Source organism: Cupriavidus oxalaticus, from assembly GCF_004768545.1.
GTDB lineage: Bacteria > Pseudomonadota > Gammaproteobacteria > Burkholderiales > Burkholderiaceae > Cupriavidus > Cupriavidus oxalaticus_A.
In genome coordinates, this window is the sequence record NZ_CP038639.1 from 276,311 (window position 1) to 299,563 (window position 23,253).

Sequence of the window (23,253 nt, forward strand, 5' to 3'; positions counted from 1 at the left end):
GCCAGGCTTCGAGCATGTTGGCGATGAGTACGCCGGCCGATTGCAGGTCGATGGAGTCGGTGAGCGACAGCGGCGACTGGCTCACCGACGCCCCTTATAGCGCCTCGCGGCGGCGTAATAGTTCGCGATTGATCTCGCAGATCTCCTCGATGATCTCGCGGACCCGGTGATAGTTCGTCAAGTGTTCGGAGACGTCGGCGTAATCGGCCTGTGGCACGTAGTCCATTTGCGGCCGGCGCCCGGGGAAACTCACCGATAAGTAGTACTTGGGGCCATGACCGGGGCCGTCGGCGCACTTGCAGCCAGGCTTGCCACAGCGCTTGTAGCGTTCGATGAGCGAGCCCCGCAAGAGCGTGTCCAACGCCGGCATTTGCTTGAGCAATTGCGCGCGGCGTTTGCGTAGAGTGGACGACGGAATATCTTGCATTAGCGGACCACGTTAAAAACTGGTCTGATAGTAGGGCAATGAAATGCATTGATCAAGCTCCTTTGGTTGATGACTTCTTGGAGGACGAAGCGGCAAGCTGGTCGATCAACGCGATCAGCTCCAGCAGCATGCCCAGATCGAAGCGAGATACAGGGATCTTGCAATCGTCTTCGACGGCAGGCGCGCCCCAGTCGGTCCATTCGCGGGCAATGCTGAAGCTGCCGCGCTCGACATGACCCAGCAGCAATGTGTCGACGCCCGCCACCCGGCGCGTCTTCAGGACCGGATAACGCTGGCCCCGGAGCGGATGAAACGGATGGCGGATCTCAGCCCATCCCAAATGCTCGTTGAGCGCTTGTGCAGTTCGCGCTGACCGTCCCGACGGTGACGGATCGGCTGATCCAGCAGGCGCTGTTGCAAGTCCTGCAACCGCTGCTTGACCCGACCTTCAGCAAGCATAGCTACGGGTTTCGGCCTGGACGGCGGGCACATGATGCGGTGTTAGCCGCTCAGTCGTTCGTGCAGTCGGGCCGTCATGTGGTGGTGGACGTGGACTTGGAGAAGTTCTTCGACCGGGTCAACCACGACATTCTGATCGACCGCCTAAGGCAACGCATCGCCGACGCCGGGATCATCCGGCTGATACGAGCCTACCTGAACGCGGGAATCATGGATGGCGGGGTGGTCATGGAACGGCATCAGGGAACGCCGCAAGGTGGTCCCCTGTCGCCGCTGCTGGCCAACGTCTTGCTAGATGAGGTGGACAAGGAGTTAGAGTGGCGGGGTCACTGCTTCGCGCGGTATGCCGATGACTGCAACGTCTACGTTGGCAGTCGTCGCGCTGGCGAGCGGGTGATGGCTCTGCTACGAAGGCTCTATGACCGCCTCAAGCTGAAAGTTAACGAAGCCAAAAGCGCCGTGGCGCCGGTATTTGGTCGCAAGTTCCTTGGGTATGGCCTATGGCAAGCCCGGGACGGTGTGATCAAACGTGTGGTGGCTGCTAAGCCAATGGCGGCGTTCAAACAGCGTGTCAGGGTACTGACGCGGCGCAATGGTGGGCGCAGCCTCCAAGCCGTAGTCGATCAGTTGCGCCCTTACCTGCTGGGCTGGAAAGCCTACTTCGGGCTGGCGCAGACCTCCAGAATCTGGCGTGAGTTGGACAGCTGGATAAGGCGGCGGCTTCGGGCCTTGCAGCTCAAACAGTGGCGCAGGGGCAAGACTATCCACCGCGAACTGCTTCGCCTGGGGGCCTCACTACCGGTGGCGCAGTCGGTGGCGGCGTTAAGCCGTCGCTGGTGGCACAACAGCCTATCGGCGATTCATCGGGTGCTGACCACTGCCTACTTCGATAGTCTGGGACTGCCCCGTCTCGTCTGACCTCAACCTCTCGAACCGCCCGGTGCGGACCCGCATGCCGGGTGGTGTGGCAGGGGATGCAGCCCGATGGGCTGCCCCCTATGCCGATTTTTTTGTGGGGCTCATGGCAGCGGCGCTACTTAGCTTTCGGCTCCCACCTATCATCGACCCGCCGGCGCACAGCCCAGGTGGCCGTCTTCCTGACAAATTGGAACACACCACTATGCAAGACCTTCATGTCTTTGCCTCTCTCGAATACCGACCTGTTAGGGTAGCTGGCGACTGGCTACCCGATGACTTCGCAGTTGATGCTTACTGGAACGGTGTCGGTTGGAACGGCTTCGTGGTGCCATTGTTTACTCTTGCATCAGCGCAGCAACTATGCAAATCGATGCCAACCCTTGAGTTTGTAGCGAGTGATTCGTCATTCCTGCTTTCCGAAGGGCACGATGCGGTATCCATCCAGGGAAAGCCGTATCGCGTTGGCGGGGCGGAGCTGATGTTGTATGCGATCGGCGACAGTTGGTGTTGGCGTCACGCCGAATCCATCTGACCAGATGTCGCTGCGGCGCTCCTGTACGGGATTGAATCCGACTCCACAAATGCGCTCGACGCTGCTAACATAGGCGCACCTACCGCGTCTCCGACGCATCGACACTTCCGGTTGTATAGCCGGACATCTCTTTTCTCCCCTACGGGCCTTCCTGCCCGTGGGCATGATGGCCCGATTTTCATTTGAGGCCCTCATGTTCAAGCGATTCTTCCTGCTTTTCCTTTGCTGCGCCGTTTTCACTGGCTGCGCTGCTCAGCCGACTTCGCCCAATACCTACCGGGCGACGGAAGCGCTGCGGACAAGTAGCGCTGAAGCTGTCACCGTCGTCAGGGTTCGCCCCGTCACGATTGTCGACAGGGACGGCATTATGTCGGCCCACACCGGCGTACCCGGTGTGCTCGGCGCCGTTGTCGGCGCGGTGCTTGGTGCGCGCATCATCGGCGATGGCAATGGCCGCTACCTGGCTGGCGCCCTGTCGGGCACCGTTTCGGCGGTCATTGCACAGACAGCGGCGAACCAGTTGAGCCGCCGCGATGGCGTGGAAGTCATTGTCCGCACGGACAGTGGCCGCCAGGTCGTCGTGACCCAGGATGCGGATCAGCAGTTCGTCTCTGGCGAGCGGCTGTTTCTCGTCTCGGGTGCCGGCGGCTATCGCCTCACTCGCTAACGGCCTCCGGTTCGGAGTCCCATTCCTTTCATTCTCCCCGCGCGGACCCTCCCGCGTGGGGGCTCTGACGCGAACTGGAACCAACCATGTTCGACACCGCAGAAACATCTCCCTTGACGATCAATCCGATCGAAACGAAGGGCAGGTACATCTTCGAAGTCGCCGATGACGTCCGACGTCAACTGCGCAGTGCGAGCCTGGAGCCGGAATGGCTCAATGCTGCCAATTTCACGGATGACGACAACGAGGCCATGTATGGCCCGAAGTCGTCACGCCAGTGGCCACAGCTGGGTGCGCGTGAGCGGCTCACCGTCTCCGTGCATCGCGGTTGGTCGGAAGGCTGGGCGGTCTTTGTCGACCGGATCGGCTACACCGGCGAGGCCCCCAACCTGGTCACCACTGCCCAAAAGTTGCTTGTTGGCAAGGTGCTGTCCGAGCGCCAAGCTTGGGACACCGTTCGAGCCATCAGCAAGATTTTCGATCTCGCCTGACCTCAGGCCCATCCCAATCGCAAGCCCGAGAGGGCTTGCCGAAGCTTTCAGGCTTCGGCAAGCGCTTTCACCCGCGTCATTGACGCATCGACCCACTGTCCGGCTTAGCCGGACCAACCCTTTGCGGGACACTGTCCCGTTCGGGAAGAGGTGTCCCCGATTTTTTTAGAGGACATCCATGAAACTTCCCAAGTCGTTTCTTTCCCCACAGGCTCCGGACAACCAGGCCGCGTGCCGGGCATTGCGTCGTGACGCTTGCCGAGTGCTACGCCGCTTCGCTGGTGACCTGGCTCTTAGCCCGCGCGACTACACGATCCGCGAGCACCGCCAACGGCGCCGTGATGTCGACGTGTTTGCACTGCAAACCGAATCGCTGCTGGTTGAGATCCAGCATCCGGCAGGTGCGGAAGGTATCCGCATGTCGTACCGGACTTGCCGCGGCCGTCAAGACTTCACCGGCGGCCGTGATAACGCGGTCAATGTGTCGTCGCTCTCCACCACCGAGGGCTATGCCAACCTCTTGACCACGCTTCGTGTCGTTGCTGGTCGCCGCAGTTGAGGGATCGCCAGATGACGAGACTGATAAAAGTGACGTTCTCGGCCACTTCCGGCGAGGAATTGCACGGCCGTGCCGAATTCGAGCGGACACAGGGGCTTGTCACACTGCCTCAACGCCTTCTGGCAGTGATCGAAAAAGCGCGCGCCGAAGGCGAAGGCTTCGAGATTGTCGCGCACGACAACGGCTACCGGTTTCCGCTGATTCATCACCAGGCCGCCACCTACCGGATGGACAAGGGTGGTGGCCAGCGAGACGGCTTCTTCTATCTTGCCTGGAAGGCGATCATCGAACCATCGAAGGATCAGCGGCAGCAGTATGGCCGGTTCGCCCATACGCTATCGGCCGCGGCCCTGATTGGGCTGGTCGGATATTTCAAGACCGTTTCATCGTGGTCATTGCACGCGGCTGCGGACGTCTGTGGTTTGCTGATGGCGAGTGTTGTACTATTCGTCGTAGGCGCAGTCCTTTCCAAAGGAGATTGATATGCTTGGCTTGGCAGCCATTGTTGTTGCGGTAGCCGTATCCGCATTCCTGCTGTGGGCCGACCGTAACGGTCGCCGCGTCCACAAGGACTGAGTCCATCCCATTCTCAGGAGCCAATTCTTCGGCTCACCGCTTGAACGCACCTCTCGGGGTGCGTTTTCGTTTTCAGACTCACACGGGCGTCGTCCCGATGGGGCGACTCCTATCATCGGAGTACCCCAAAATTGATGCACCTATCTACGGCACTGGCCTGGCCAGCTATCCCGCCGGCGTAACGCTGCACGTCGGTTTCTACGATTCGAGCTTGCGCCCGGCAATCCAGTTGCTGTGCGCTGACGACGGCATGCCCTATGCCTCGCTCACCGTGAATGTGCCGGCCGTGGACCTGTCCGAGGGCGAGATTTGCATCGCCAGCGACTGGAACATGCCTTCTGACCTGAAGGCCTCGTTGCTCGCCACCGGCAAGTTTGCTGACATGGGCCAGCGTGGTGGCAGCGTCTGGCGCATCACATGTCCGAACCTGCTGTCAGAGGTCGCAGCAGCTCGCCTAGCGGCCATTCGTCCGAGGCTGGCCCGTCGGCCAGCGCCGGTTGTCTAGTCGAGCCGTACACCAACTGATATCCCTCAACCCTCTCGGGGCACGCCCCCGAGGGGCGTGCTCCGTCTTGGAGCGCAAAATGTACGTAATTTCCGTTGGCTCGGCACGATCCGAGATGCGCACGACGCTCGCTGGCGTGCTCGAGTTTCTGAACCTGGACCGCCGCGGTCTCGCCGCGCCTCGCCCGGAAGACATAGCCGTAAGGCACATCGAGAAGGGAGAGATCCCTGTGGTGCCGTTGAAGTCCGGTCGGCTCGCAATACGGCCTTGCGGCTCAGCCCGGTCCATCCTCGCGCGGGTGATCGACGAGATCGACCGCTACATCGTGCGAAGCGAGGGCAAGGTACTTCGGCCGCAGGAGATGAGCCGCTCCTCCTGGGTCGCCGTCATCGCCGCAGGGCGTCTTGCATATTTCCCGGACGAGGTCATCGACATGGCGACCGCCGAGGCTGGACCGCTCTTCCATACGCGCGACCTGTTCGAGGGCGAAGGCCCGTTCGACATCGCCGCTTTCGTCGACCAGGAGTTCCGGCGCCGTTTTGGCTTTGGTCGTCAAGGCCCGCAGTACGCGCCTGACGCAAGCCCGAACGCTCGGCATGAATTGCATGTCGCCTTTGCGCTGCTGCGCGGCGAGAAGGTCCGCGAATGCGTGCTGCAGGCGTACCGCGACGATCCCGAGATAGGCAAGCACGATCTTGACTGGATGCGGCCCTTGATCGAGCTGCCGGCGCTGCGTGGTGCATTACCGCCGGCACAGCTGCATGGCCTTTGTCGCGTCATGCGCCTGAACAAGCTGCCCATCACGTCGAGCATCCTGGGCAGGCTGCTCACGATCATGCGCCGGCTTCCGGCAGACAGCAGCGATGTGCAGATCGACGATGCACTGTTCGCGGCCGGCATCCTGCCACCTTGGACTGTACCGACGCCCAAGCCGCCGGCGGAGGAGAACGCACAGCCGGTGACGAACCTGGCTGCACGGATTCACGCGCTGATCAGCCAACGGCAGTTCCAGGAGAGCATGGACAAGGCCAAGGCCGAGCGGGAAGCGCGGAGAATCAGCCAGCGAGAGTTCGATCGCCAAGCCTGCGCTGCTGCAGCTTACCGCGCAGCCTATGGCTATGAGTGGCCGAACCGCGTTGCGCTCGTAGTCATGCAGCGCAATGTGGCGGCGGTCCTGCAGATCTTTGACGGCCCGAAGGACTGGAACACGGATTCGAAGCGCGCCCTGCGCGACGAGATCGGTGTCGACGTTTTCCAATGTTCAGCGATGACTCGCCGACGCCGGCTGTTTGAACTGTGTGGATTCTCGGAAGCCGAACAGGCCGAATGGGAGGCCCACGAGGTCATCGAAAAAGCGCAGAAGCGCGCCGAGCGTGAACTGGCCGATGCAATGCGCCAGGCCGATGCGGTCAAATACCGTTTGGAAACCGGCCAGGTGATGAGCGGGCGTGAGTATGTCGACTTCTGCATTGACGCGGGCTTCTCCCAGCTCATCGACGAGCCACGCGGTAGTGCCCGACGCTACCTGATCCATGATCCTGTGAAGCGGGCTTCCCGACCGCTGCGCGCCAAGGACGGCACGCTCGACTATGCGCGCGCTTGTCTGGCTCAGGTCGCCGTGCCTGTGGCGCTCGTCGCATGATTGTTTTGCCCCCCGGCCACTGGCCGGGGGCATCTTCTTCAAATCACGCTTGGATATCCTGAGTATTCGAGTTCATGCGGACGCGACGCTTGCGTTAGCCTTTGGACTACACACAAAGCTCTGTTCGCACTGAAGGACGTTCAGTCCGAACCGAGTTTTACCCGCGTCTGCGACGCATCGACCACGCCGGCATGCCGGCCATCCTTTGCAACTTCCCACAGGGACGATCCCTGTGGGGACGTCAATTGTGGGCCTCTTTTCCTGCCCACATGCACCTCCAACCTTTGCTGTAGCCGCTCTGGCGCGCCAGACGGGAAGCGCCATGTCTTGCCCCGCACGCGCGCAATCCAGCTCGCTGCGAGTTCTGATCATTCCCATTTCCTTTCCTGCGACCGGCCTTGGGGCCGCGCTCGCGCTATCCCATTTTTCAGGAGCAATCCATGTCCCATCTCGTTCAAACCATGGCTTATGTCGGTGCTACCCCGTGGCACGGCCTGGGCAACCAGCTCGAAAGCAATCAGCCGCTCGAAGTGTGGGCGGACGCCGCTGGCATGAACTGGCGAATCGAAGAAACCGACGTGATGTATCGCGCCGGCTCCCACGATCTCGATCCGCTTCATTCCTTCCCCCAACAGAAGGTGCTGTTCCGCTCGGATACCAAGAAGCCGCTGGCAACGGTGTCGAAGCGGTACCAGGTCGTCCAACCTTCGGAGATCCTTGACTTCTACCGCGACTTGACCGAGGTCGGGGGCTACCAGCTCGAAACGGCAGGTGTGCTCAAGGAAGGTCGCAAGCTCTGGGCGCTCGCGCGTACGGGACAGTCGACCAAGATCGCCGGCGTCGACGAGGTGCGCGGCTACCTGCTGCTGGCCACGGCCTGCGATGGCACCTTGGCCACCACCGCCCAGTTCACGTCGGTGCGGGTGGTTTGCAACAACACGCTGCAGATTGCGCTTGGCCGCAATCGCGGCGCCGTCAAGGTGCCGCACCGCAGCCAGTTCGACCCGCGCGCTGTCAAGGAAGAGTTGGGCATCGCCATCTCCTCGTGGGATGGCTTCATGGTCCGCATGCATGAACTGGCCGACCGCAAGGTGAGTCAGGTCGAATCGGAACGCTTCTTCCAGCGCCTGTTCACGTACCCGTGGACGAAGCCGGATTCGAACGGTCCCGACAAGGTGAACGAGCGCGGCCTGAAGGCAGTGCTCAATCTCTTCGAGGGCAACGGTCGTGGCGCCACGCTGGAATCGGCGGCCGGGACTGCCTGGGGTCTGGTGAACAGCGTGACCGAGTACGTCGATCACCAGCAGCGAGCGCGCAATGCAGGCAATCGGTTGGATTCAGCGTGGTTCGGTGCCGGCGCTGCACTCAAGCAGCGGGCTTGGGACGCTGCGATCGAACTCATTGCATGACGAGATCGTAATTGATTAGCTCTAAAGCGATTAGCGATTCATGCCGATGTTTGGCATGGAAGTAGTCGTTTTAGGTTTCACAAAGCCCCGGCACTGTCCGGGGTTTTTTTTCGCTCGTTGCCATGATGCTAATTGATTTTTATTCCCGATACCCTCGATGGCTGTTCCGGACCACAGACGCGAAGCGACCTGCGTTTCTTGGCCGCAATGCCTGTCGTAACACGATCAGGACTGACGGGCAGCGAGTCGCGGAGCGACTGATGCAACGGCAGCCAATTGATGTGGCGCATTTCCACAAGGAGTGCTTTCATGAACTCTTTGACGAGTGGCAGAGTTTGGTCAGGCAGCAGGCAGTCCAGGTGCAGTATGACGCGTGGATGGACCAGCGATATGTGCAAGGACCCGCATCCTCAGTGACGCTAAAGCGGGGAAGGGTTGTATTTGATCTAGTGCATAGGGCCGTGTACGAAGTGCGCGGCAAGGACGGAAGCGGGCGCATCTTCAGAGTGCAGTTGGCCAATGACTTTCCGTATGTGTCGTTTCGAGATCCCGCCAGCGGCGTTGACTATCCGTGGGTCGGGTTACCTGACGTTTTTACGCAGGCTGAGTTGATGACGCTGCGACGCATGTACTAAAAAAAGCCCGGCAGAATGAACTGCCGGGCTTTTTGCTTTTGAAAGAGAGGTGTGGAACCGCGCTTTTCGATTTCTTGGAAGGAACATGTTCCTTAACTGATCGCTGGCTCCAACGCTTCGGCGGCAGATTCAGCGACGGTCACCCCCTCCTTTTGTGGGGGCGGAGCGTAACCAACGGACTGGATGCGGGTGATGGTGCCATCCAGGGCGGCATTCGGGCCAAGGCGGATAGTGCCCGCATAGATGATCCGGCCTTTCACTCGGCCGTTGATCAGCAACGAGGCCCGACCCACGACATCGCCTTCGACCACGCCGTCCACGATGACGTGCTCGCCGTCGACGTTGCCGTGCACCACGCCGCCTGCCGCGATATGCAGTAGGTCTCGGGAAGCGCCAACATTCCCGGTGACCAGCGCCAGGCAGGTAAAGCCGTGGTCCGACACAATGTCGCCGTGGATGCTCATGCCGGCACGCAGCACGCTGAAGATGGGAGGATTTTCCATGTCGCTCAGAACATCTTGATGTCGGTGGGGGAGTTGGCCTGCTGCGCCGCAGTGTTTCGCGCCGGCGCGGCACTAGTCGGCAGTTGCTGTGCAGTCTTGGCCGGAGCCGGTACGGTCGCAGCCCTCGAACGTGCTGGTGCAGGTGCTGGCGGGGCTGCAGGTCGCTTCACTATCTCCGCCTTCGACTCCGCCGGTGATCGATCCCGCGCTTGTTCCTCCGGCACCGCGACAGCGGATGCTGCGGAGGCCGGCGCCACTGCAGCCTCGGCGGTTACTGGAACCGCAGCAGACTGAGCAGCTTCGGCCGCGGCTACGCTGTCGCTCTTGCGTGGCCATTCATGGCCGTCGCCGGCGGCATTGCGCGCGGAAGCATCGGAAGCTGAATGAAGTGGCTGCACCTGCTCGCTGCCGGCACGCGATTCCCGCTTCCCAATTGATGTGCCAATGGCGAACATGAGCGCCGCGACCGCGACGAAGCCTAGCCCCCATAGCAGCCGGGGATTGCCGTTCAACGCGAACGGGAACGGGGGAGTTGACGCCTTTGCTGGCGCGGAGGAAGTGCCGCTATAACCAAGATGCGGCGCAGCCGCTGCAACTCCGGCTGTGATATCGATTGTGAGGGGTGGCTGGGCGTATTGAGCATGCAGTTGCTCGATGTCACGCATGTCCATCGGGGGAACTCCGGTGAGAAAAGATCAGTGCGCCGTCGGGGTCGAACTTGTCGGTATCCGGGATGCACAGTTGGTGGATCGCGGTGATGCGCTTTGCTGCGATCTGGATGGTCGTGGTGCGTTGGTCCGGGGAGATGGACCCGCATTCCTGGCTGTAGAGAGTCTCCACGAAGATTCGGTCGAATTGCATCAGCAATCTGAGCAAACGACCGGCGAAGGAATGGGAGACCTTGACCTCCTTTTCCTCGTAGAACAGCGGAATCTCGACCTGGTCAGTCGTCGAAAGCCAGCTCAGCGCACTGCCATACCACTCCTCCGCGTCGCGGAATGCTTCGTCCAGCGCCTTGACCTTGCCGCCACGCGCCACGACGAACTTGGACGAAGCGTAGTAAAAATGCGCATCCAGGAAGTCGCGCGCGAACTTCGAGCAGTAGGCGTGGAGGGTGGCTGAAGCCGTCGTCGGCGTGAGGCGGCTGAGACGTTCTTCGCTGTTATGTCGCTCAATGGGCTTGAGCCCACTGCCTGATATCTTGGGTGGATCTTGTTCGGCCATTTTTTCATGTTTTTCGGATGCTCTCTCAGAGTGAAATTGTCTGACATAACAGGGCATCCGATGACTTTGAAAGCTATGGCAAATTGGCGAGCATTCGCATTCCTTACAGGAATTTTCTGTGCCACAATGCTTTCACACCTCGCGTCACTGACGCATCGACCCTGACTCCTGGCGAGTCCATCTTCTGCTTCAAGTCGTGCATTTGCGCACGCGCCGACTGGTTGGCTACCAGTGTGGATATTCCTTGTGCTAAGTGTTTTCGCCGAACACTTCCCTCATCAGCTCGTAATACGCGTTCTCGCGGTGCCTCCCTGTGAGTGCGCGCAATGGACACCGTTCGAGCCCGGGATCATGTGGAGCTCTCTCTCAAAGGCCCCTCCCGGGCAGAACGGCAGCCGTCGAGCCGATCCGTGAACCTGCGGCCGAACCTGTGGGTTCGCGAAATGGGTTGCAGTGCAGCGTGACCATGCTGCACGAGGACGACTTTACGTCCTCAGCATCGAGCAGCGCGCATTAGCGTGCCGCTCCCTCAGTGCCACGCCCCCGGAAGGGGCGTGGCATTGCAGGTTCTGAATAGAAAAGCTCGCTGCCGGCGCAATCCGGAGCGGGCTTTCTTCGTTTCTGGCGCGCCTCTCGCGCCGCCAGACTTTCGGAAGCCTGCGAGTCAGGCTTCCTCATTGCCGCAACGACCCAGCGCGGGGCCGACACAGCCCAGCGCCTTCGGGAGCATGCTGCGTCCATCCGGGCCGATGTCGTTCTCTTTCCTGAAAGGAGAAAGGACTACCATGCACGCACCCATCACCTACAGCGAACCTGGCGGACGCCGCAGCCTCCTGGAGGAGCGGCCCACACGGCCACCGATCATCGGCAAGATCCGGCCCGGTATTAAGGTTCTGACCAAGGCCGCCCGCGAGAAGTCCGAAGCCGTCAAGATCCATGACCGGATGTTGGCGCAGGGTCAAAGCTTCGAGCGAATCGGGGCAGAGATTTCCCGAGCCACCGGGATCAAAACGCCCCTTGTACCGAAGAACGTGCCGTGGTTCACTTGCCGCGGCTCGGACTTCGCCAACCCGGCAGTGGCTGAAGACATCGTGAAGCGCTACGGTGAGGACCGTGGCGACGGCAACGGCTTCCGCCTTTGGCGCTTCCCGGTCATCTTCGCGTTCGACGACTGGTTGAGCAATATGCCCAATCAGCTCGTGGCATGGACGCAGAGCGGTCGCCAGTTCTTCTCGGAGTACGGGCCGGACGGCAGGCGCTACTGCAAGATGTACGCGCCCCCCGTGCGAGACGCTCGCGCCAATCGCGCGAAGCGAACCTGGGGCGGCCGCACCATCATCCTGCGACAGGACGACGATATCCCTGACGGCATCTGCGATCCGCATATGTGCCCGCAGTACCAGGAGGGGAATTGCAACCTGTCGGCCAGTTTCTATTTTGCGCTGCCCAGCATTTGTGGCCTTGGCCTCATCGAAATGCCGACAACCTCAATTTACGTCCTGCAAAAGGCTCACGCCGCCATGCAGACCGTAGCGTTGGCGCGCGGCAGGCTGGTGGGCGTCAAGTTCTGGATGGCGAAGCAGGAGGTGGAGATCAGCCGTATCGATGATAGCGGAAGGGCCGTGCGCCAGATGCAGTGGCTCATCACGCTGGACGCCGAGATCGATATCGCTGCCCTGCTGGACGGGTCGGACCGTCGTGCGCCGGCACTCGAGATGGCGACGCAGGCAGTTGCTGCGCTGGAAGACGAGTTACATCCAGCGGAGCAGACGCCGCTGCCGGGCAATGAACCGCCGAATCAACCGGAGGTTGTTGATACCCCTGCCGCTCATCAAGTGCCCGTCGACGGCGAAGACCTGGAAAGTCAGTTCGAGGATCTGATGGCGCGCCTGGGCCTGGCCAATCAGGAGGGCCGGGCGCAGTTCCGCATCTACGCGTCTGCCACATTCGGGCGCGGCTGGACCAAGCGCGACCAGGACGTTCGCCAGTTGCTTGGCGAAATGCGCACAGCGCTGACCAATCCGCTCGCGTTCCGCGAACAGGTCGCCGCGATCGCTGCCGAAGTCGCACCGTAACGTCGTGCCGGCATGTCAGGGGAAGCCATACGGCTTCCCCTTTTTCCTTTCCTGCCGCGCGCCGGCACATTCCCTTGGAGGTCATACCATGCACAACGAAGGCGATAGCCTGCTTGTCGCGCATTTCTCGGATCTGCACTATTCCCCCGGCCATCTGGCAGAGGCCGATCGCTGTTTCGGCTTTGCGGTCGATGATGCAATTGCCGGCGGCTGTCAGGTTGGCGTGGTGTCGGGGGATTCCACAGACCATCGCCTGGATGCGCACACGCCGGCGCTGTCTACGCTGGCACGCCGCGTCCACCAGTTGACGGCGCGCATGCCCGTCTTGATGCTGCAAGGCACGTACAGCCACGAGCCCCCGGGCACGCTGGACCTGTTTCGCCTCATCGGCGCACAGTACCCGGTCTATGTCGCGGATCGTATCCATCAGGTTGCGCTATGCGACGGGCAGTTCGTGCCGTCGGCGAGGCCCGTCTTTGACGCCGCGGAGATCGACGCGCTGCTAGCGCAGCACGGCATACCGGAGGTGGTGTTCACCTGTGTGCCGACGGTCAACAAGGCCGTTCTGGCGGCCGCGGCTGGCGTTGCGAGTGCTGCCACGGCAGTTGGCGATCACCTGGCCGACTATCTGAAGGCTGCGGGCACCGTCAATCGCCAATGGCGATCTCTGGGCGCGAGGACGATCGGCGTTTCCCACGGTACCGTCAACGGATGCCAGACTGAGCACGGAGTGCCGATGGCCGGATTCGACCACGAATTCACCATTGGTGCACTGTTCGATGCCGACTGCGATGCCTTCATGCTCGGCCACATTCACCGCGCCCAGCAATGGGCGCAGGAGGGCAGGGTGGTGGCCTATCCGGGCTCCATCGGGCGCTTCCATTATGGTGAGATCGGGGACAAGGGCTACCTCCGGTGGCAGATTGCTCCCGGCCGGGCCGAGGCCTCGCTGGTGGCGACCCCGGCGCGGCAGACCGTTTGCATTGACTTCGACGGCCCGCCGGATATGGCGCAGCTGACCGAGATGGCCGCCGACGCTGCCGACAAGTTCGTGCGCATCCGTTGGTCCGTCAACGAGGAGCACCGTCAGCTTGTGGACCGGCAGGCCATCACGGCTCTCTTTGGCGCCAGTGCGGAGGTGAAGCTCGAAGCCCGGGTGCTCCCGGCTGTGCGTAGCCGTGCCGAAGGCATCAGCCGGGCCGCAACGTTGCCCGAGAAGCTGGGGCGCTGGTGTGAGTTGACGGGCGTTGAGGCCAATCCACTCTTGGACAGCCTCTCGATGCTTGAAACGCTCGATGCGCAGGCGATTGTTGATCGCGTGCTGACGGATCTTGCTGCCGATCCGGTACCACCCGCACCTGATGCTGCCCCACCCGAGCCTGTGGTGCCACCAGTCCTAGCGGCGCTGGTTGGCATGGAGTTGGAAGACGACGTTGGTGCGTTTCCGGCGCCGCTAGTCTCGAAGAACGAAACGGACCCCAGACCGGCCTTGCCATCGTCATCGCCTGCCGCCCCTGCGATGGACTGGCTGACGGACGATCTTTTTGCGTAGCGATCCGCATACAACTTTGAGCATGCGAGCCATGTTCCGGCAGCCCTAGAGGCTGCCGAAACCCGGTTTTCTTCGCGTCCTTGACGCATCGACCCCGCAGTATCCATCTTCTTTCTATCTACCCAGACGGGTGCTTCCCGTCCGGGGCGTACTCCGTCCTCTTCCAGGAGTGCAAAATGATTCTGTACCACGCCGGTCCTGACTGGCTGTTCGTTGAGGAAACGTGCATCGACCGCTCGGTGATGGCCAAGCGCCTGGCCGACGCCCATGACTTTACACAATGCATGCTGTATGAACCGTTCGGCCAGGGCCGCGGTACGGTGATCGCCAAGCGCGGTCACATGCTGGTCCTGGCGCTTGGTGAGGTCGGCCGAAACACCTTCTTTGCCGTGGCACCTTCCAAGGAGCTGCAGGACCTGATCTGGTCAGCATCCAACGGCTTGGCTTCCCAGTGGAGCCAACTCGAGCTCAGGGCCATCACTGGCCTTGAGGATTGGCCAGCTGTGATCAAGATGGCCGCCGGCGAGTTTGCCGCAGCCCGTCGCTCTCTGGAGCGCGCCATCGCTGGCAAGCCGGAACGCGATGTACCGGTCCTCGCCGAGATGCCAGTGTTTGACGACAACGCCATGGAAGTGCCGTCTGACTACCTTCACTCCTTCAACGGTACGGAGGTGTCCGAATGCGTCCACTGAAACTGATGCTCACCGGATTCTATGGGATCCGCGACGGCATGAAGCGCGATAGCGTCACATTGGACCTGACGACGCTGCCGGGGGGGCTGATCGCCCTTGTCGGCCCCAACGGGGCTGGCAAGACCACGATCATGGACAACCTGCACCCGTTTCCCATCATGCCGAGCCACGCAAGCAAGATGTCGGTCGACGCGTTCTCGTACTGGGACCATCTCTGCGCCCCGCGCGCGGAGAAGGATCTGGAGTGGGAGCACGGTGGCAAGACGTATCGCTCCGCGTTCGCGTTCCGCAATCCTGGCAGGAGCCGCAAGGCCGAGTACTACCTGTTCGAGAAGGACGCTGAAAGTGACTGGAAGCCCCTGCAGTTGCCTGACGGTACGCTGTCGGACGGCAAGGCGGAGACCTACAACCGGTGTCTGGAGGCCGTGCTGGGGTCGCCCGAGGCGTTCTTCACCAGCGTGTTTTCTGCCCAGAACCGTCGACCGCTCGCCAGTTACCAGGCCGGCGAGATCAAGAAACTGCTTGCCGAGCTGCTCGGGATCGAGCACCTGCGCGACTTGTCCGCGAAAGCGGGGGAGGTAGGCAAGCTGCTCACCCGCTCGCTGGACACTCTGCAGCGCGACGTGTTGACCCTCACGGGAAAGCGCGATCGTGCCGCGGTAGTTGCCAAGGAGATCTGGCAGGTTGGGGAAAGCCTGGATGCCCAGCGCGAGGCCAGGGAGCTGGAAACAGCCAAGGGTGTCAAGCTGATGCAGGAGCGCGCGACGCTGGCTGCGAAGCAGGAGGCCAATGCCGGTACCGAAGCGCGGTTGCGGGAATTGAATCAGCGCAAGGGCGAGTTGGAGCAGCGTGCGGTATTGCTGGCCAGCGACGAACGGGCGGCTGCCGGCCGTGCTGCGGTGCGCCGACGCGATCTGGACCGAAATGCGGCAAGCCACCGCGCAGTGCTGGCGGAGGCCTCTGCCATTGAATCGGCTGCCGGCGAGCGGGATGCCTTGCAACTTGCCATCGGCCGGAAGCAGGCGGAACTGGTTAGCCAGCAGGCGACTGTTGAGAAGCTCGATGCGGTGCAGGTCGAGCACGCAGCGCTCAGTTCCGAGCTCAAGGGCCTGGAACAACGCGGTGCCTCGGCGGCGCAGTTGGTCAAATCGCTCAAGCTGCAGGCCGACGTCATCGAGACTGTTCCTTGCCGGAACGACCCGATGCATGCCACCTGCCCGTTGCTGGCACAAGCCCGGAATGCCAAAGCGAGCCTCAGTGAGCAAGCCGTGACAGTTGAGGCGCTTCGCGACAGCTATCGCAAGAAGCTGGCGCACGCGCAGTCGATGGAGGAAACGCTTGCCGACCGCGCAAAGGCGCGGAATGCTTCCGCGGCGCTGCGATCCGACCTGGAGCGCGATCAGCAATCGCTGCAGCGTCTCACGGCGCTGGCGGCCAGGAGACCCATGCTCGACGCCGCGCGCGAAGGACTGGCGCAGGCCGACCGCGATCTGACCACCTTGACTGAGGAAGGCGCGTTGCGCGCAGACCGCCACAAGCGGGATGTTGCGGACGTGCAAGCCCAGCTTGACGCGGTGCGAAGGGAACTGGCATCGCTGGCCACAGAGGATGTGACCGGCATGCTGGCCCAGCTGGACCGCCAGATCGCTGTCAGCCGGGAGGCTGGCGCTGCCATCGCCGGCCGGATCGAAGCGCTGATCCGGCAGGAGAGCACGCTGACGGCGGAACGCGAGCGCCTGGATGCCGAGCTCGCCGGCTTACCGGCAGCAGAGGCCAAAGTACAGGCGCTGTCCGACAAGATCGCGCAGTGGAAGCTGTTGGCGAAAGGCTTGGGCAACGATGGCGTGATCGCGTTGTCCATCGATGACGCGGGCCCGGCCATCACGCAAATCGTCAATGACCTATTGCTGGCCTGCTATGGACCGCGATTCACCATCGCGATTCAGACGCAGACCGAATTGGCCAACGGCGAGAAGCGGGAGGGATTTGCCATTGATGTGATCGACGCCGACAACGACAGCACGAAGGATTTCTCCGTGATGTCAGGTGGACAAAAGGTGTGGATCAATGAGTGTCTGACGCGTGGAATCGCCCTTTACCGGTCGCAGGACGCGCAGCAGCCGTTTCAGACCCTCTTTACTGACGAGGCCGATGGCCCCTTGGATCCGGAGCGCAAGCGCGCCTTCATGAGAATGAAGCGCGAAGTGCTGCGGCTGGGCGGCTACGAACGAGAGTTCTTCATCTCGCAAACGCCGGATCTGGTCGACGAAGCTGACGGTGTCATCGATGTAGTTGCCCTGGCGGCGCAGTAAGGCTGCCCCATCGTCCAACATGCCCGCATCTCCGAAAGGTGAGCGGGCTTTTTCTATCTGACTACGAAAAAAAACCCCGAGATCCGCAAGATCTCGGGGCTTTTTCTTTGGCTCGTGGGAACCGGGACGATTACATCGCGGCGTCCTTCAGCTTCTTCAGCGGACGAACCTTCACCTTTACGGATGCCGGCTTGGCAGCGAACCACTGTTCTTGGCCCGTGAACGGATTCTTGCCGAAGCGCTTCTTCGTAGCCGGAACCTGGATGGCCGCCACTTTGAACAGACCCGGCAGGGTGAATTCGCCGGCGCCCTTCTTATGGATCGCGCTCACCATGGTGTTTTCGAGGTGGGACAGCACAGTCTGAACGGTCTTCTTGTCCAGTTCGGTCTGGGTGACCAGGTGGGCGAGTAGGCTCGACTTGTTGAACGTGTCCTTCAGAGGCTTGGCGACCGGGACGGCTGCGGCAGCCTTCTTGGCCGGAGCGGCCTTCTTTGCCGGAGCAGCTTTCTTTGCTGCGGTCTTCGTTGCAGTCTTTGCTACGGGTTTCGCTTTCGTGGCCATAGTCGTGTCTGGTTAGAAAAAAATGCGCGCCTGTAAGCGATTTAGGGTGGCGCACCGGCGAAGAATAGCAAAAGCAGGCGCGTATGCAATAGGGATGGCCCGATATCGTGTGCGCGCCAAGGATTGCTCGATCAGCCGATCCTGAGCGCGTGACAAGCGCGCCGGATGCGTGCAGCTGCCGCTCTCGCGGAGTCGCCCACTGCATGCCAGTCGTGGTGCCACCATGCGATAACGCTGGCAGTGGCCACGGTGTCCTCGGCACGGATGACGGCAATGACTTCCTCCGCGACGGCGGCCCACCAGGCCGCACCCTCACCGTCGCTTGCCCTTGGGTCGATCGCACGGCGGTAAATGACCTTCACAGTGTCCAGTGGAATATCCATGATCTTCCTTATTCGGCCTTTGCTGGCGCGTCAGGCGAGCTATTTTGGTGCATTGGCTCGTCCGCTGTCGGCAGCGTCGCAGCAATTCGGTCACAAGTGCGATGGCTGGCCAGCCCCAACATGCGGCTGACCTCATCACGTGAGTTGCCTGCCAGGAGATGGCGCCGGCAGAAGGTATTGCGCAACGTGCGGGGGCTTGGCTCTGCACCGGAGAACCCCATTGCGGCAAGTGCGGTCGCCACGATGCGACCGAAGCTCATGTCGGTGATCGGTCGGCCATCGGGGGTGAGCGTGAAAAGTAGGTCGCCCTCGACGGGGAGAATCGAGCGGCGGGCACACCAAGTCCGTAGGACAGGTATCGCGAAGTCGGCGAGGTGAACCGTGCGCGCGTCCCGTGCGCCGTGTGCCGACACAAAAAGATAGGGCGGGTTTGCATCCGCGATCAGATCCCTCATACGCGCTGCTCGCGCTTCCCCTGCTGTAACACCCGTTGCGAGGAATGTTGCGACGATCGCGCGGCCGCGCAAGCCGGCCAGGTCCTCGGCAGGCGATAGAAGATAGGCCTGTAGCCGCGCATCCTCCGCCTCATCAAGGAATAGGGGTGTGGGTTCTTGATCTGGCCAGCGTTCAGCAAAGAGGAGTGCGGCCGCTGGATTGTCCTGCCGCACGCCGGCGAAGACCAGATGTCGGCACAGGCGGTCCAGCAGCTTCACATACCGCATGCGGGTAGCCTGGGAGTACGACCGGCCGTCGGTCGTCCGCCAGAACGCGTCAACATCGGCGGTGCCAAATGAGGCGATGGTCGCGCCCCTGTTCATCAGGTGTCGGCGGAAGTGCTCGAACATTGCCTGATGTTGGACGATCGAGCGTGCCGAGAAGGGGCGGCGATCTGCGCCGGCCGCCTCACGCGTCTGCCAGTCGCGGTAAGCCTGGGTCGGGTTGCTGAGCCAGAGGGAATCCATTTGTGCCATACCCGCTGTTATATACTGAAAATACCTCATCTCGTACACGTGCCGCCGCTTCGCGGCGTGTATCGCTTCCAAGAGAGAGGTCTAACAGCGGCCTGCCTTAGCGGTTGCGGCGCGAGGCAAGCAGCGCATACCGCTTTTCGGGCGGGAACTGAAGATTGCCGACCTTCGCCCACGCCTTCAGGCCTGCATGGGCCAACGCCACGAGTTTGTCGGGCGGGGCTGGCCAGTTTCCTTCTCGGCATAGATCGCCGCCATCAGCGTTGTGAGGTATAATTTCACTTTCATGAAAGAATCGGAAGCAGCTTCCACGCTGACCTCCCTTCTTCACGGGACGGGCTTCCATGCCGCGACCACTACCTGATCCGACGCCGCCTTCGCGCGCGACAATTCGCACCATTCACCAACTGGGCGAGCGCATTCGAGCCACGCGAGCAGGGGAGGGGATGCCGATTGACCAGGCGGCAAGGCATTGCGCTGTCTCGATCGGCATGTTGTCCAAGCTGGAGAACGGCAAGGGCGTCAATCTCGAGCATGCCCTGCGTGTGCTGGACGGCCTGGGTTTGACGATGCTGGTCGTACCCAAGGCGCATGCGCCTTGGCTCGAACAGGCAGCGGCTCATGCGGCCAAGATCGGCGATGCGGCTAGGGATCAGCATGCCTGGCTGGAAGGTTAGAGACGCCGATCAGGACGGGCGTCATGCCCGGGTGCGGTTTTCGACCGGTACGGAAATGCCATTCGCTTGGCGTGCTGACGCGCCTTATGCCTTGCTGGGCCATCCGATTCAGTGCCGATCCTGTGGGCGGCTTTTCCCCGGCTGCGGCGTGGGCGGCAGCCCATGCGTGCGGGGAAAATCGGCGAAGAAGCGTTCGTAGGGCGGTCGCATTCGAGGTCACGGACGGCGGTCACTCTACCCTAGCGAGGAAGAGGCCATTGCTGCCGGGACAGAAAAGGCCAACCAAGACAAGGTCGAACTGCTGATCCATGGTCCGGATGGTCAGATCCGCGAGCGCAACTCTTTCGGCAACGATCCACGCTCGATCAAGGGGTGATACGCTTCCCCCACGGGGTGGCATCTGGCGTCGCGGCATGGCCTGCGGCGATCTTTGGAGCTTCTGATGCCTGCAAACAGTATTAGCGTCGTGCCGGCCGAACATCAGTGGGCGCTACAAATAGACGGCACACCGGAGCCGCGTCAGTTGTTCCCCACGCTGGAAGCCGCGATTTGTGCCGGCTGGGCCAGAGCTCGTCGAGAGAATATCGAGCTTCACATCCAGCCGCTAGCTGGCAGCGTACGACTGCGCGCGGAGAGCGTCAAACCGGCGGACGTGGTTGGATAGGGCAGTCCGACATGGCGGCTATCGCCCGCCTCGGGACGAGGCGGATATCGCTGGCAGCTGTGGCAGGGCACGCACCGTTGGCACGTTAGACGCACGGTCTGCCATAGCGGTTGCGGCGCGCACGCAGACGCGCTCGCGTGCACGCATAACGTGGGTACCGCCCATCCAGCATCTCGGCAATCTCCCGCAGGCTATCCCATTGCGTCGGATTGCACTCGAGCAAACTCCCGTAGGCGCAGTAGCGCAGGATCTCGTGGAGCAGGGCGTAGCGCTTTGGCTCCGGGAAATGCAGATTGCCTTCCTTGGCCCACGCCTTGTAGCCGGCGTGCGTGAGGGCCAATAGCTGGCCAGCTGTGCCATCGAGATTCTCGCTGAGCGCCTTCGCCTCCTGGTGCAGCGCTTTTTCGAATTCGCTCACGCGGCCTCCTGCAGCGGGTGAAGATCCGCCACGCCGACCCAGCGAGGGCCAATGCTGGTGCGACCGCGGATGATTTCCTCGACCTCCACATCGGCGGTCGGTCCGGAGGGGCCTTGGAACAAGGCAAGCACACGGACCTTGACGGCAGGCAGGTAAGGGGCCGCCCGGTAGATCAGGCCAGTCACAGCACCGGCTTCGATCCAGCCGTAGTGCCGGTAGAGCGGCGTGCCATTGGGGTGATGGCCCATCGGCTCGTTGAACCTCGGCGCAAGACCGTCGAGAAACGCGCCGAGTTGTGAGCGTTGCATGCCGATGCCGCCGGTCGTTTCCTGAATGGCCGGCAGCGTGGTGTTGTACTGGCGAGCGAGCGCGGCGCGCATGACACGGCGGTACTCTTTGCCGCCGGCCAGCAACACCTTGCCGACCTGGGCTGGCCAGTTCGCCGATCGCACGAATGCCGGCAGATCGGCCAACATCGCGTCGGCACGCTGCGCGGTCATGCGCTGGTCGTAGGGATCGATCACCGCGAGCGGATCCAGGAAGCCGTGACGTGCGGAGAGGATCAGGACATTCGGTCTGGCCTCCCGTCGCAGGTGCTCCCGATAGGATTCGTACATCACGCCTTGGTAGAGGTCAATGACACGCGCCTGCCGGTCGAGCTTCGTGCCGGAACAGGCAAGCAGCAGCAGCGCCGGAGCGTTGGCGAGGTGGACGCGGCCCGAAGAGGTCGGGAACAGGGAGAGCTGCGTTTGGCGGGTGAGCATTTGCATCGTCGTCGAAAGGATTGCATTGACTCTATCGGCGCGGATGCGAAGTCAAGGAGCGACACCCGTAAACACTAGATTTCGCGCTTTCTATTCCGCCATCCATGCCAGCCGGAAATCGAGCACCTCGGGTCGCCGCCAGGCGACGAGGTCGCCCAGCCAACTCTAGGTAGACCATTGGCCGCTTGCGATCTTCTACCCAGCGGGCGTGTGCCGGGGGCCCCGCCCCATTGCTTTCTTCACCGCACTTGTTTTTCGTATCGTATCGTATTATTTTCAATACGATATCAACGGAGCATGAGCAATACGAAATGGCACGTCCGGGCATCACCTATGAGCAAGTGGCCGCGGTTGCCGAGGCGCTGGTCGCCCAACAACTAAAGCCAACGCTGACCGCGGTGCGCGAGCGGTTGGGCAGCGGCAGCATGAACACGATTCATCGGTACTGGTCGACCTGGCAGGAACAGCAGCAGAAGCGGCCACCACGCAAGCTCAGCGAACCGAATTCACGCCTCCTTGCCGCGCTGGGTGCCGAGTTGTCCAAAGTCGCCGAGGAAGCGGCTGCCGAAGCGGAGGCCGCCCTGGCGCAGGCGATGAATGAGCTCGCCGCGATGGCAGCGAACGGCGAAGCGCTTGAAAAAGAGCGAGACGACATGGCTCAGCAGCTCTTGGAAGTTACGACCGATCGCGATACCGTCGCGGGCAGGGCGAACGAGCAGGCCGACGAAATTGAGCGCCTGCAGCAAGGGGCAGCACGCCAACAGGAGGAGTTGGCACGCGTACGGCGTGCGCTTGCACAAGCGGAACTGCGCCTGGAAGCAGTGTCTCGCCTGGAGGACGAACTGGGCGCGGTACGGGGTCAATTGGGGAGCGAGCAGGCTTTGCGCGCAGCGGCCGACAAGACCGCGGCCGTTGCCGAAGCCCAGCGCGCGGCAGAAGAAGCGGCTCGCCAACGGGCTGAAGCGCGCTTGAGTAGCGCCGAGACGCGGGAAGGGCAAGCACGCCAGGAACTGACGGAGGTGCACGCCGCGCATCAGTCCACGCGGGATAAGCTAATCGAAGCGGTCAGCCTGGCCGCTGAGGCACAGGCCGAGCTGAGAGCGTTGCGTGCTCACTTGGAGGCCAAGGGCGCTGAGACGGCCGCCGTTGAGAGTCAGCAACTGGACGAAGCAAGCGCAAACGCAATGGGGGTCGACGAAAGCAAACCGCCGGCGCGACCCCGTAGGCGGCGCTAACGGCGATCGGCCTCTCCAGCACGGGTCCAAGGGTGGTCGTATGACAGCCTGGGCCGTTTCCTGCGAGAGCTCCCCGGATACTGCGTGGGGTCCATTTTGGCCACCGCGCTGAGCCCGGCCGGGCACCACTCTTCCTGCTGCACGAAACGGCAAGCGATCTACATTACCTGGGTCTCAGCGACAAGCTGCAGAAGTGCGACGCGCTGTGCCTGAAGCCGATGCCGAAGATCCGGGGTGTTGCGTGAGCCCTCTGCACGTGAGGCAAGCGGTTCTCGGTTCGGTGTTCAACACCCATTTCAACCGTCCCGCACGGCCGGCGCGCACCGCTCGACTGTGTTTTGCCGGGTAAGGTGTTCTGAGACATGCGCGCATCTGATTGTGCTTGTTACAGCACTCGCGTACAG

At 62.0% G+C, this 23,253-nt stretch carries 27 protein-coding genes and 1 pseudogene; 18 read left to right on the top strand and 10 right to left on the bottom strand.

Annotation, left to right across the window (positions count from 1 at the left end; genetic code table 11):
- Positions 1-94 precede the first annotated feature (94 nt).
- Together E0W60_RS35880 and E0W60_RS35885 are read right to left on the bottom strand one after the other, a co-directional pair.
- Entirely contained in the window at positions 95-427 is a 333-nt protein-coding gene (locus E0W60_RS35880) for a DUF6788 family protein (protein ID WP_135707567.1), read from the bottom strand.
- A gap of 52 nt (positions 428-479) precedes the next feature.
- The gene (locus E0W60_RS35885; RefSeq protein ID WP_135707569.1) at positions 480-767 is read right to left on the bottom strand and encodes a DUF5372 family protein; all 288 of its coding nucleotides are present in this window, start codon (positions 765-767) and stop codon (positions 480-482) included.
- A 29-nt stretch (positions 768-796) separates the two neighbouring features.
- On the opposite strand from E0W60_RS35885, the pseudogene ltrA reads away from it, so the two are divergent.
- From ltrA to E0W60_RS35935, 10 genes and pseudogenes are all read left to right on the top strand, one after another.
- Positions 797-1,804: pseudogene (gene ltrA / locus E0W60_RS35890) on the top strand (group II intron reverse transcriptase/maturase); the annotation flags it as partial.
- A gap of 202 nt (positions 1,805-2,006) precedes the next feature.
- Positions 2,007-2,336 (top strand): hypothetical protein, encoded by a 330-nt coding sequence (locus E0W60_RS35895; RefSeq protein WP_135707573.1) that lies wholly within the window; start codon positions 2,007-2,009, stop codon positions 2,334-2,336.
- Between the two features lie 193 nt (positions 2,337-2,529).
- Positions 2,530-3,003 (top strand): glycine zipper 2TM domain-containing protein, encoded by a 474-nt coding sequence (locus tag E0W60_RS35900; protein WP_240746137.1) that lies wholly within the window; start codon positions 2,530-2,532, stop codon positions 3,001-3,003.
- 86 nt (positions 3,004-3,089) lie between these two features.
- Positions 3,090-3,494 carry a hypothetical protein gene (locus E0W60_RS35905; RefSeq protein WP_135707577.1) on the top strand — a complete coding sequence of 135 codons (405 nt, stop codon included), beginning with the start codon at positions 3,090-3,092 and terminating at the stop codon, positions 3,492-3,494.
- 178 nt (positions 3,495-3,672) lie between these two features.
- The gene (locus E0W60_RS35910) at positions 3,673-4,053 is read left to right on the top strand and encodes a hypothetical protein (protein WP_135707579.1); all 381 of its coding nucleotides are present in this window, start codon (positions 3,673-3,675) and stop codon (positions 4,051-4,053) included.
- Between the two features lie 11 nt (positions 4,054-4,064).
- A complete protein-coding gene (locus tag E0W60_RS35915) occupies positions 4,065-4,535 on the top strand; it encodes a hypothetical protein (protein WP_135707581.1) in 471 nt (156 codons plus the stop codon).
- A gap of 134 nt (positions 4,536-4,669) precedes the next feature.
- Positions 4,670-5,134 (top strand): hypothetical protein, encoded by a 465-nt coding sequence (locus E0W60_RS35920; RefSeq protein WP_240746138.1) that lies wholly within the window; start codon positions 4,670-4,672, stop codon positions 5,132-5,134.
- Positions 5,135-5,249: 115 nt separating this feature from the next.
- Positions 5,250-6,776, top strand: coding sequence for a hypothetical protein (locus tag E0W60_RS35925; RefSeq protein WP_240746139.1), 1,527 nt, complete (start codon positions 5,250-5,252; stop codon positions 6,774-6,776).
- A gap of 440 nt (positions 6,777-7,216) precedes the next feature.
- Positions 7,217-8,185: a DUF932 domain-containing protein gene (locus E0W60_RS35930; RefSeq protein ID WP_135707585.1), complete on the top strand. Its 969-nt coding sequence runs from the start codon at positions 7,217-7,219 to the stop codon at positions 8,183-8,185.
- A gap of 260 nt (positions 8,186-8,445) precedes the next feature.
- Positions 8,446-8,820 carry a hypothetical protein gene (locus tag E0W60_RS35935; protein WP_240746140.1) on the top strand — a complete coding sequence of 125 codons (375 nt, stop codon included), beginning with the start codon at positions 8,446-8,448 and terminating at the stop codon, positions 8,818-8,820.
- 92 nt (positions 8,821-8,912) lie between these two features.
- Here the strand turns inward: E0W60_RS35935 and E0W60_RS35940 are convergent, their stop codons facing one another.
- From E0W60_RS35940 to E0W60_RS35950, 3 genes are read right to left on the bottom strand one after another with little or no spacing between them, the layout of a single operon-like run.
- The gene (locus tag E0W60_RS35940; RefSeq protein ID WP_135707589.1) at positions 8,913-9,323 is read right to left on the bottom strand and encodes a polymer-forming cytoskeletal protein; all 411 of its coding nucleotides are present in this window, start codon (positions 9,321-9,323) and stop codon (positions 8,913-8,915) included.
- Between the two features lie 5 nt (positions 9,324-9,328).
- Entirely contained in the window at positions 9,329-9,994 is a 666-nt protein-coding gene (locus E0W60_RS35945; RefSeq protein WP_135707591.1) for a hypothetical protein, read from the bottom strand.
- A complete protein-coding gene (locus E0W60_RS35950; RefSeq protein ID WP_135707592.1) occupies positions 9,981-10,547 on the bottom strand; it encodes a hypothetical protein in 567 nt (188 codons plus the stop codon). The genes E0W60_RS35945 and E0W60_RS35950 overlap by 14 nt, the downstream gene beginning before the upstream one ends.
- Before the next feature lie 785 nt (positions 10,548-11,332).
- On the opposite strand from E0W60_RS35950, the gene E0W60_RS35955 reads away from it, so the two are divergent.
- The 4 genes from E0W60_RS35955 (at position 11,333) to E0W60_RS35970 (ending at position 17,178) form a co-directional block, all read left to right on the top strand.
- A complete protein-coding gene (locus E0W60_RS35955) occupies positions 11,333-12,622 on the top strand; it encodes a hypothetical protein (RefSeq protein ID WP_135707594.1) in 1,290 nt (429 codons plus the stop codon).
- Positions 12,623-12,710: 88 nt separating this feature from the next.
- Positions 12,711-14,174: a metallophosphoesterase family protein gene (locus E0W60_RS35960; RefSeq protein WP_135707596.1), complete on the top strand. Its 1,464-nt coding sequence runs from the start codon at positions 12,711-12,713 to the stop codon at positions 14,172-14,174.
- Positions 14,175-14,350: 176 nt separating this feature from the next.
- A complete protein-coding gene (locus E0W60_RS35965) occupies positions 14,351-14,866 on the top strand; it encodes a hypothetical protein (protein ID WP_135707597.1) in 516 nt (171 codons plus the stop codon).
- Positions 14,854-17,178: an SMC family ATPase gene (locus tag E0W60_RS35970; RefSeq protein WP_135707599.1), complete on the top strand. Its 2,325-nt coding sequence runs from the start codon at positions 14,854-14,856 to the stop codon at positions 17,176-17,178. The genes E0W60_RS35965 and E0W60_RS35970 overlap by 13 nt, the downstream gene beginning before the upstream one ends.
- 130 nt (positions 17,179-17,308) lie before the next feature.
- Here the strand turns inward: E0W60_RS35970 and E0W60_RS35975 are convergent, their stop codons facing one another.
- The 3 genes from E0W60_RS35975 to E0W60_RS35985 form a co-directional block, all read right to left on the bottom strand.
- The gene (locus E0W60_RS35975) at positions 17,309-17,740 is read right to left on the bottom strand and encodes an HU family DNA-binding protein (RefSeq protein ID WP_135707601.1); all 432 of its coding nucleotides are present in this window, start codon (positions 17,738-17,740) and stop codon (positions 17,309-17,311) included.
- Between the two features lie 131 nt (positions 17,741-17,871).
- A complete protein-coding gene (locus tag E0W60_RS35980) occupies positions 17,872-18,123 on the bottom strand; it encodes a hypothetical protein (RefSeq protein ID WP_135707602.1) in 252 nt (83 codons plus the stop codon).
- A gap of 8 nt (positions 18,124-18,131) precedes the next feature.
- Positions 18,132-19,124, bottom strand: a complete 993-nt coding sequence (locus E0W60_RS35985; RefSeq protein WP_135707761.1) for a tyrosine-type recombinase/integrase — start codon at positions 19,122-19,124, stop codon at positions 18,132-18,134.
- Between the two features lie 413 nt (positions 19,125-19,537).
- Here E0W60_RS35985 and E0W60_RS35995 point away from each other — a divergent pair, with 413 nt between their 5' ends.
- The 3 genes from E0W60_RS35995 (at position 19,538) to E0W60_RS36005 (ending at position 20,432) form a co-directional block, all read left to right on the top strand.
- Positions 19,538-19,768 (top strand): XRE family transcriptional regulator, encoded by a 231-nt coding sequence (locus E0W60_RS35995; protein WP_233528059.1) that lies wholly within the window; start codon positions 19,538-19,540, stop codon positions 19,766-19,768.
- A gap of 208 nt (positions 19,769-19,976) precedes the next feature.
- Positions 19,977-20,144, top strand: coding sequence for a DUF2188 domain-containing protein (locus E0W60_RS36000; RefSeq protein WP_135707762.1), 168 nt, complete (start codon positions 19,977-19,979; stop codon positions 20,142-20,144).
- 66 nt (positions 20,145-20,210) lie between these two features.
- Positions 20,211-20,432, top strand: coding sequence for a DUF2188 domain-containing protein (locus E0W60_RS36005; protein ID WP_135707608.1), 222 nt, complete (start codon positions 20,211-20,213; stop codon positions 20,430-20,432).
- 85 nt (positions 20,433-20,517) lie between these two features.
- Here E0W60_RS36005 and E0W60_RS36010 read toward each other — a convergent pair whose 3' ends face one another.
- Positions 20,518-20,850: a hypothetical protein gene (locus tag E0W60_RS36010; RefSeq protein ID WP_233528058.1), complete on the bottom strand. Its 333-nt coding sequence runs from the start codon at positions 20,848-20,850 to the stop codon at positions 20,518-20,520.
- Positions 20,847-21,614: a DUF6884 domain-containing protein gene (locus E0W60_RS36015; RefSeq protein ID WP_240746141.1), complete on the bottom strand. Its 768-nt coding sequence runs from the start codon at positions 21,612-21,614 to the stop codon at positions 20,847-20,849. The genes E0W60_RS36010 and E0W60_RS36015 overlap by 4 nt, the downstream gene beginning before the upstream one ends.
- Before the next feature lie 248 nt (positions 21,615-21,862).
- Between E0W60_RS36015 and E0W60_RS36020 the strand changes: the two genes are divergently transcribed.
- Positions 21,863-22,849, top strand: coding sequence for a DNA-binding protein (locus E0W60_RS36020; protein WP_240746142.1), 987 nt, complete (start codon positions 21,863-21,865; stop codon positions 22,847-22,849).
- Positions 22,850-23,253 lie beyond the last annotated feature (404 nt).

Coding starts and splice junctions, on each gene's coding strand:
- E0W60_RS35880 (WP_135707567.1), bottom strand. CDS start 427: ATGCAAGATATTCCGTCGTCCACTCTACGCAAACGCCGCGCGCAATTG.
- E0W60_RS35895 (WP_135707573.1), top strand. CDS start 2,007: ATGCAAGACCTTCATGTCTTTGCCTCTCTCGAATACCGACCTGTTAGG.
- E0W60_RS35900 (WP_240746137.1), top strand. CDS start 2,530: ATGTTCAAGCGATTCTTCCTGCTTTTCCTTTGCTGCGCCGTTTTCACT.
- E0W60_RS35905 (WP_135707577.1), top strand. CDS start 3,090: ATGTTCGACACCGCAGAAACATCTCCCTTGACGATCAATCCGATCGAA.
- E0W60_RS35910 (WP_135707579.1), top strand. CDS start 3,673: ATGAAACTTCCCAAGTCGTTTCTTTCCCCACAGGCTCCGGACAACCAG.
- E0W60_RS35915 (WP_135707581.1), top strand. CDS start 4,065: ATGACGAGACTGATAAAAGTGACGTTCTCGGCCACTTCCGGCGAGGAA.
- E0W60_RS35925 (WP_240746139.1), top strand. CDS start 5,250: ATGCGCACGACGCTCGCTGGCGTGCTCGAGTTTCTGAACCTGGACCGC.
- E0W60_RS35930 (WP_135707585.1), top strand. CDS start 7,217: ATGTCCCATCTCGTTCAAACCATGGCTTATGTCGGTGCTACCCCGTGG.
- E0W60_RS35935 (WP_240746140.1), top strand. CDS start 8,446: ATGCAACGGCAGCCAATTGATGTGGCGCATTTCCACAAGGAGTGCTTT.
- E0W60_RS35940 (WP_135707589.1), bottom strand. CDS start 9,323: ATGGAAAATCCTCCCATCTTCAGCGTGCTGCGTGCCGGCATGAGCATC.
- E0W60_RS35945 (WP_135707591.1), bottom strand. CDS start 9,994: ATGGACATGCGTGACATCGAGCAACTGCATGCTCAATACGCCCAGCCA.
- E0W60_RS35950 (WP_135707592.1), bottom strand. CDS start 10,547: ATGGCCGAACAAGATCCACCCAAGATATCAGGCAGTGGGCTCAAGCCC.
- E0W60_RS35955 (WP_135707594.1), top strand. CDS start 11,333: ATGCACGCACCCATCACCTACAGCGAACCTGGCGGACGCCGCAGCCTC.
- E0W60_RS35960 (WP_135707596.1), top strand. CDS start 12,711: ATGCACAACGAAGGCGATAGCCTGCTTGTCGCGCATTTCTCGGATCTG.
- E0W60_RS35965 (WP_135707597.1), top strand. CDS start 14,351: ATGATTCTGTACCACGCCGGTCCTGACTGGCTGTTCGTTGAGGAAACG.
- E0W60_RS35970 (WP_135707599.1), top strand. CDS start 14,854: ATGCGTCCACTGAAACTGATGCTCACCGGATTCTATGGGATCCGCGAC.
- E0W60_RS35975 (WP_135707601.1), bottom strand. CDS start 17,740: ATGGCCACGAAAGCGAAACCCGTAGCAAAGACTGCAACGAAGACCGCA.
- E0W60_RS35980 (WP_135707602.1), bottom strand. CDS start 18,123: ATGGATATTCCACTGGACACTGTGAAGGTCATTTACCGCCGTGCGATC.
- E0W60_RS35985 (WP_135707761.1), bottom strand. CDS start 19,124: ATGAGGTATTTTCAGTATATAACAGCGGGTATGGCACAAATGGATTCC.
- E0W60_RS35995 (WP_233528059.1), top strand. CDS start 19,538: ATGCCGATTGACCAGGCGGCAAGGCATTGCGCTGTCTCGATCGGCATG.
- E0W60_RS36005 (WP_135707608.1), top strand. CDS start 20,211: ATGCCTGCAAACAGTATTAGCGTCGTGCCGGCCGAACATCAGTGGGCG.
- E0W60_RS36015 (WP_240746141.1), bottom strand. CDS start 21,614: ATGCTCACCCGCCAAACGCAGCTCTCCCTGTTCCCGACCTCTTCGGGC.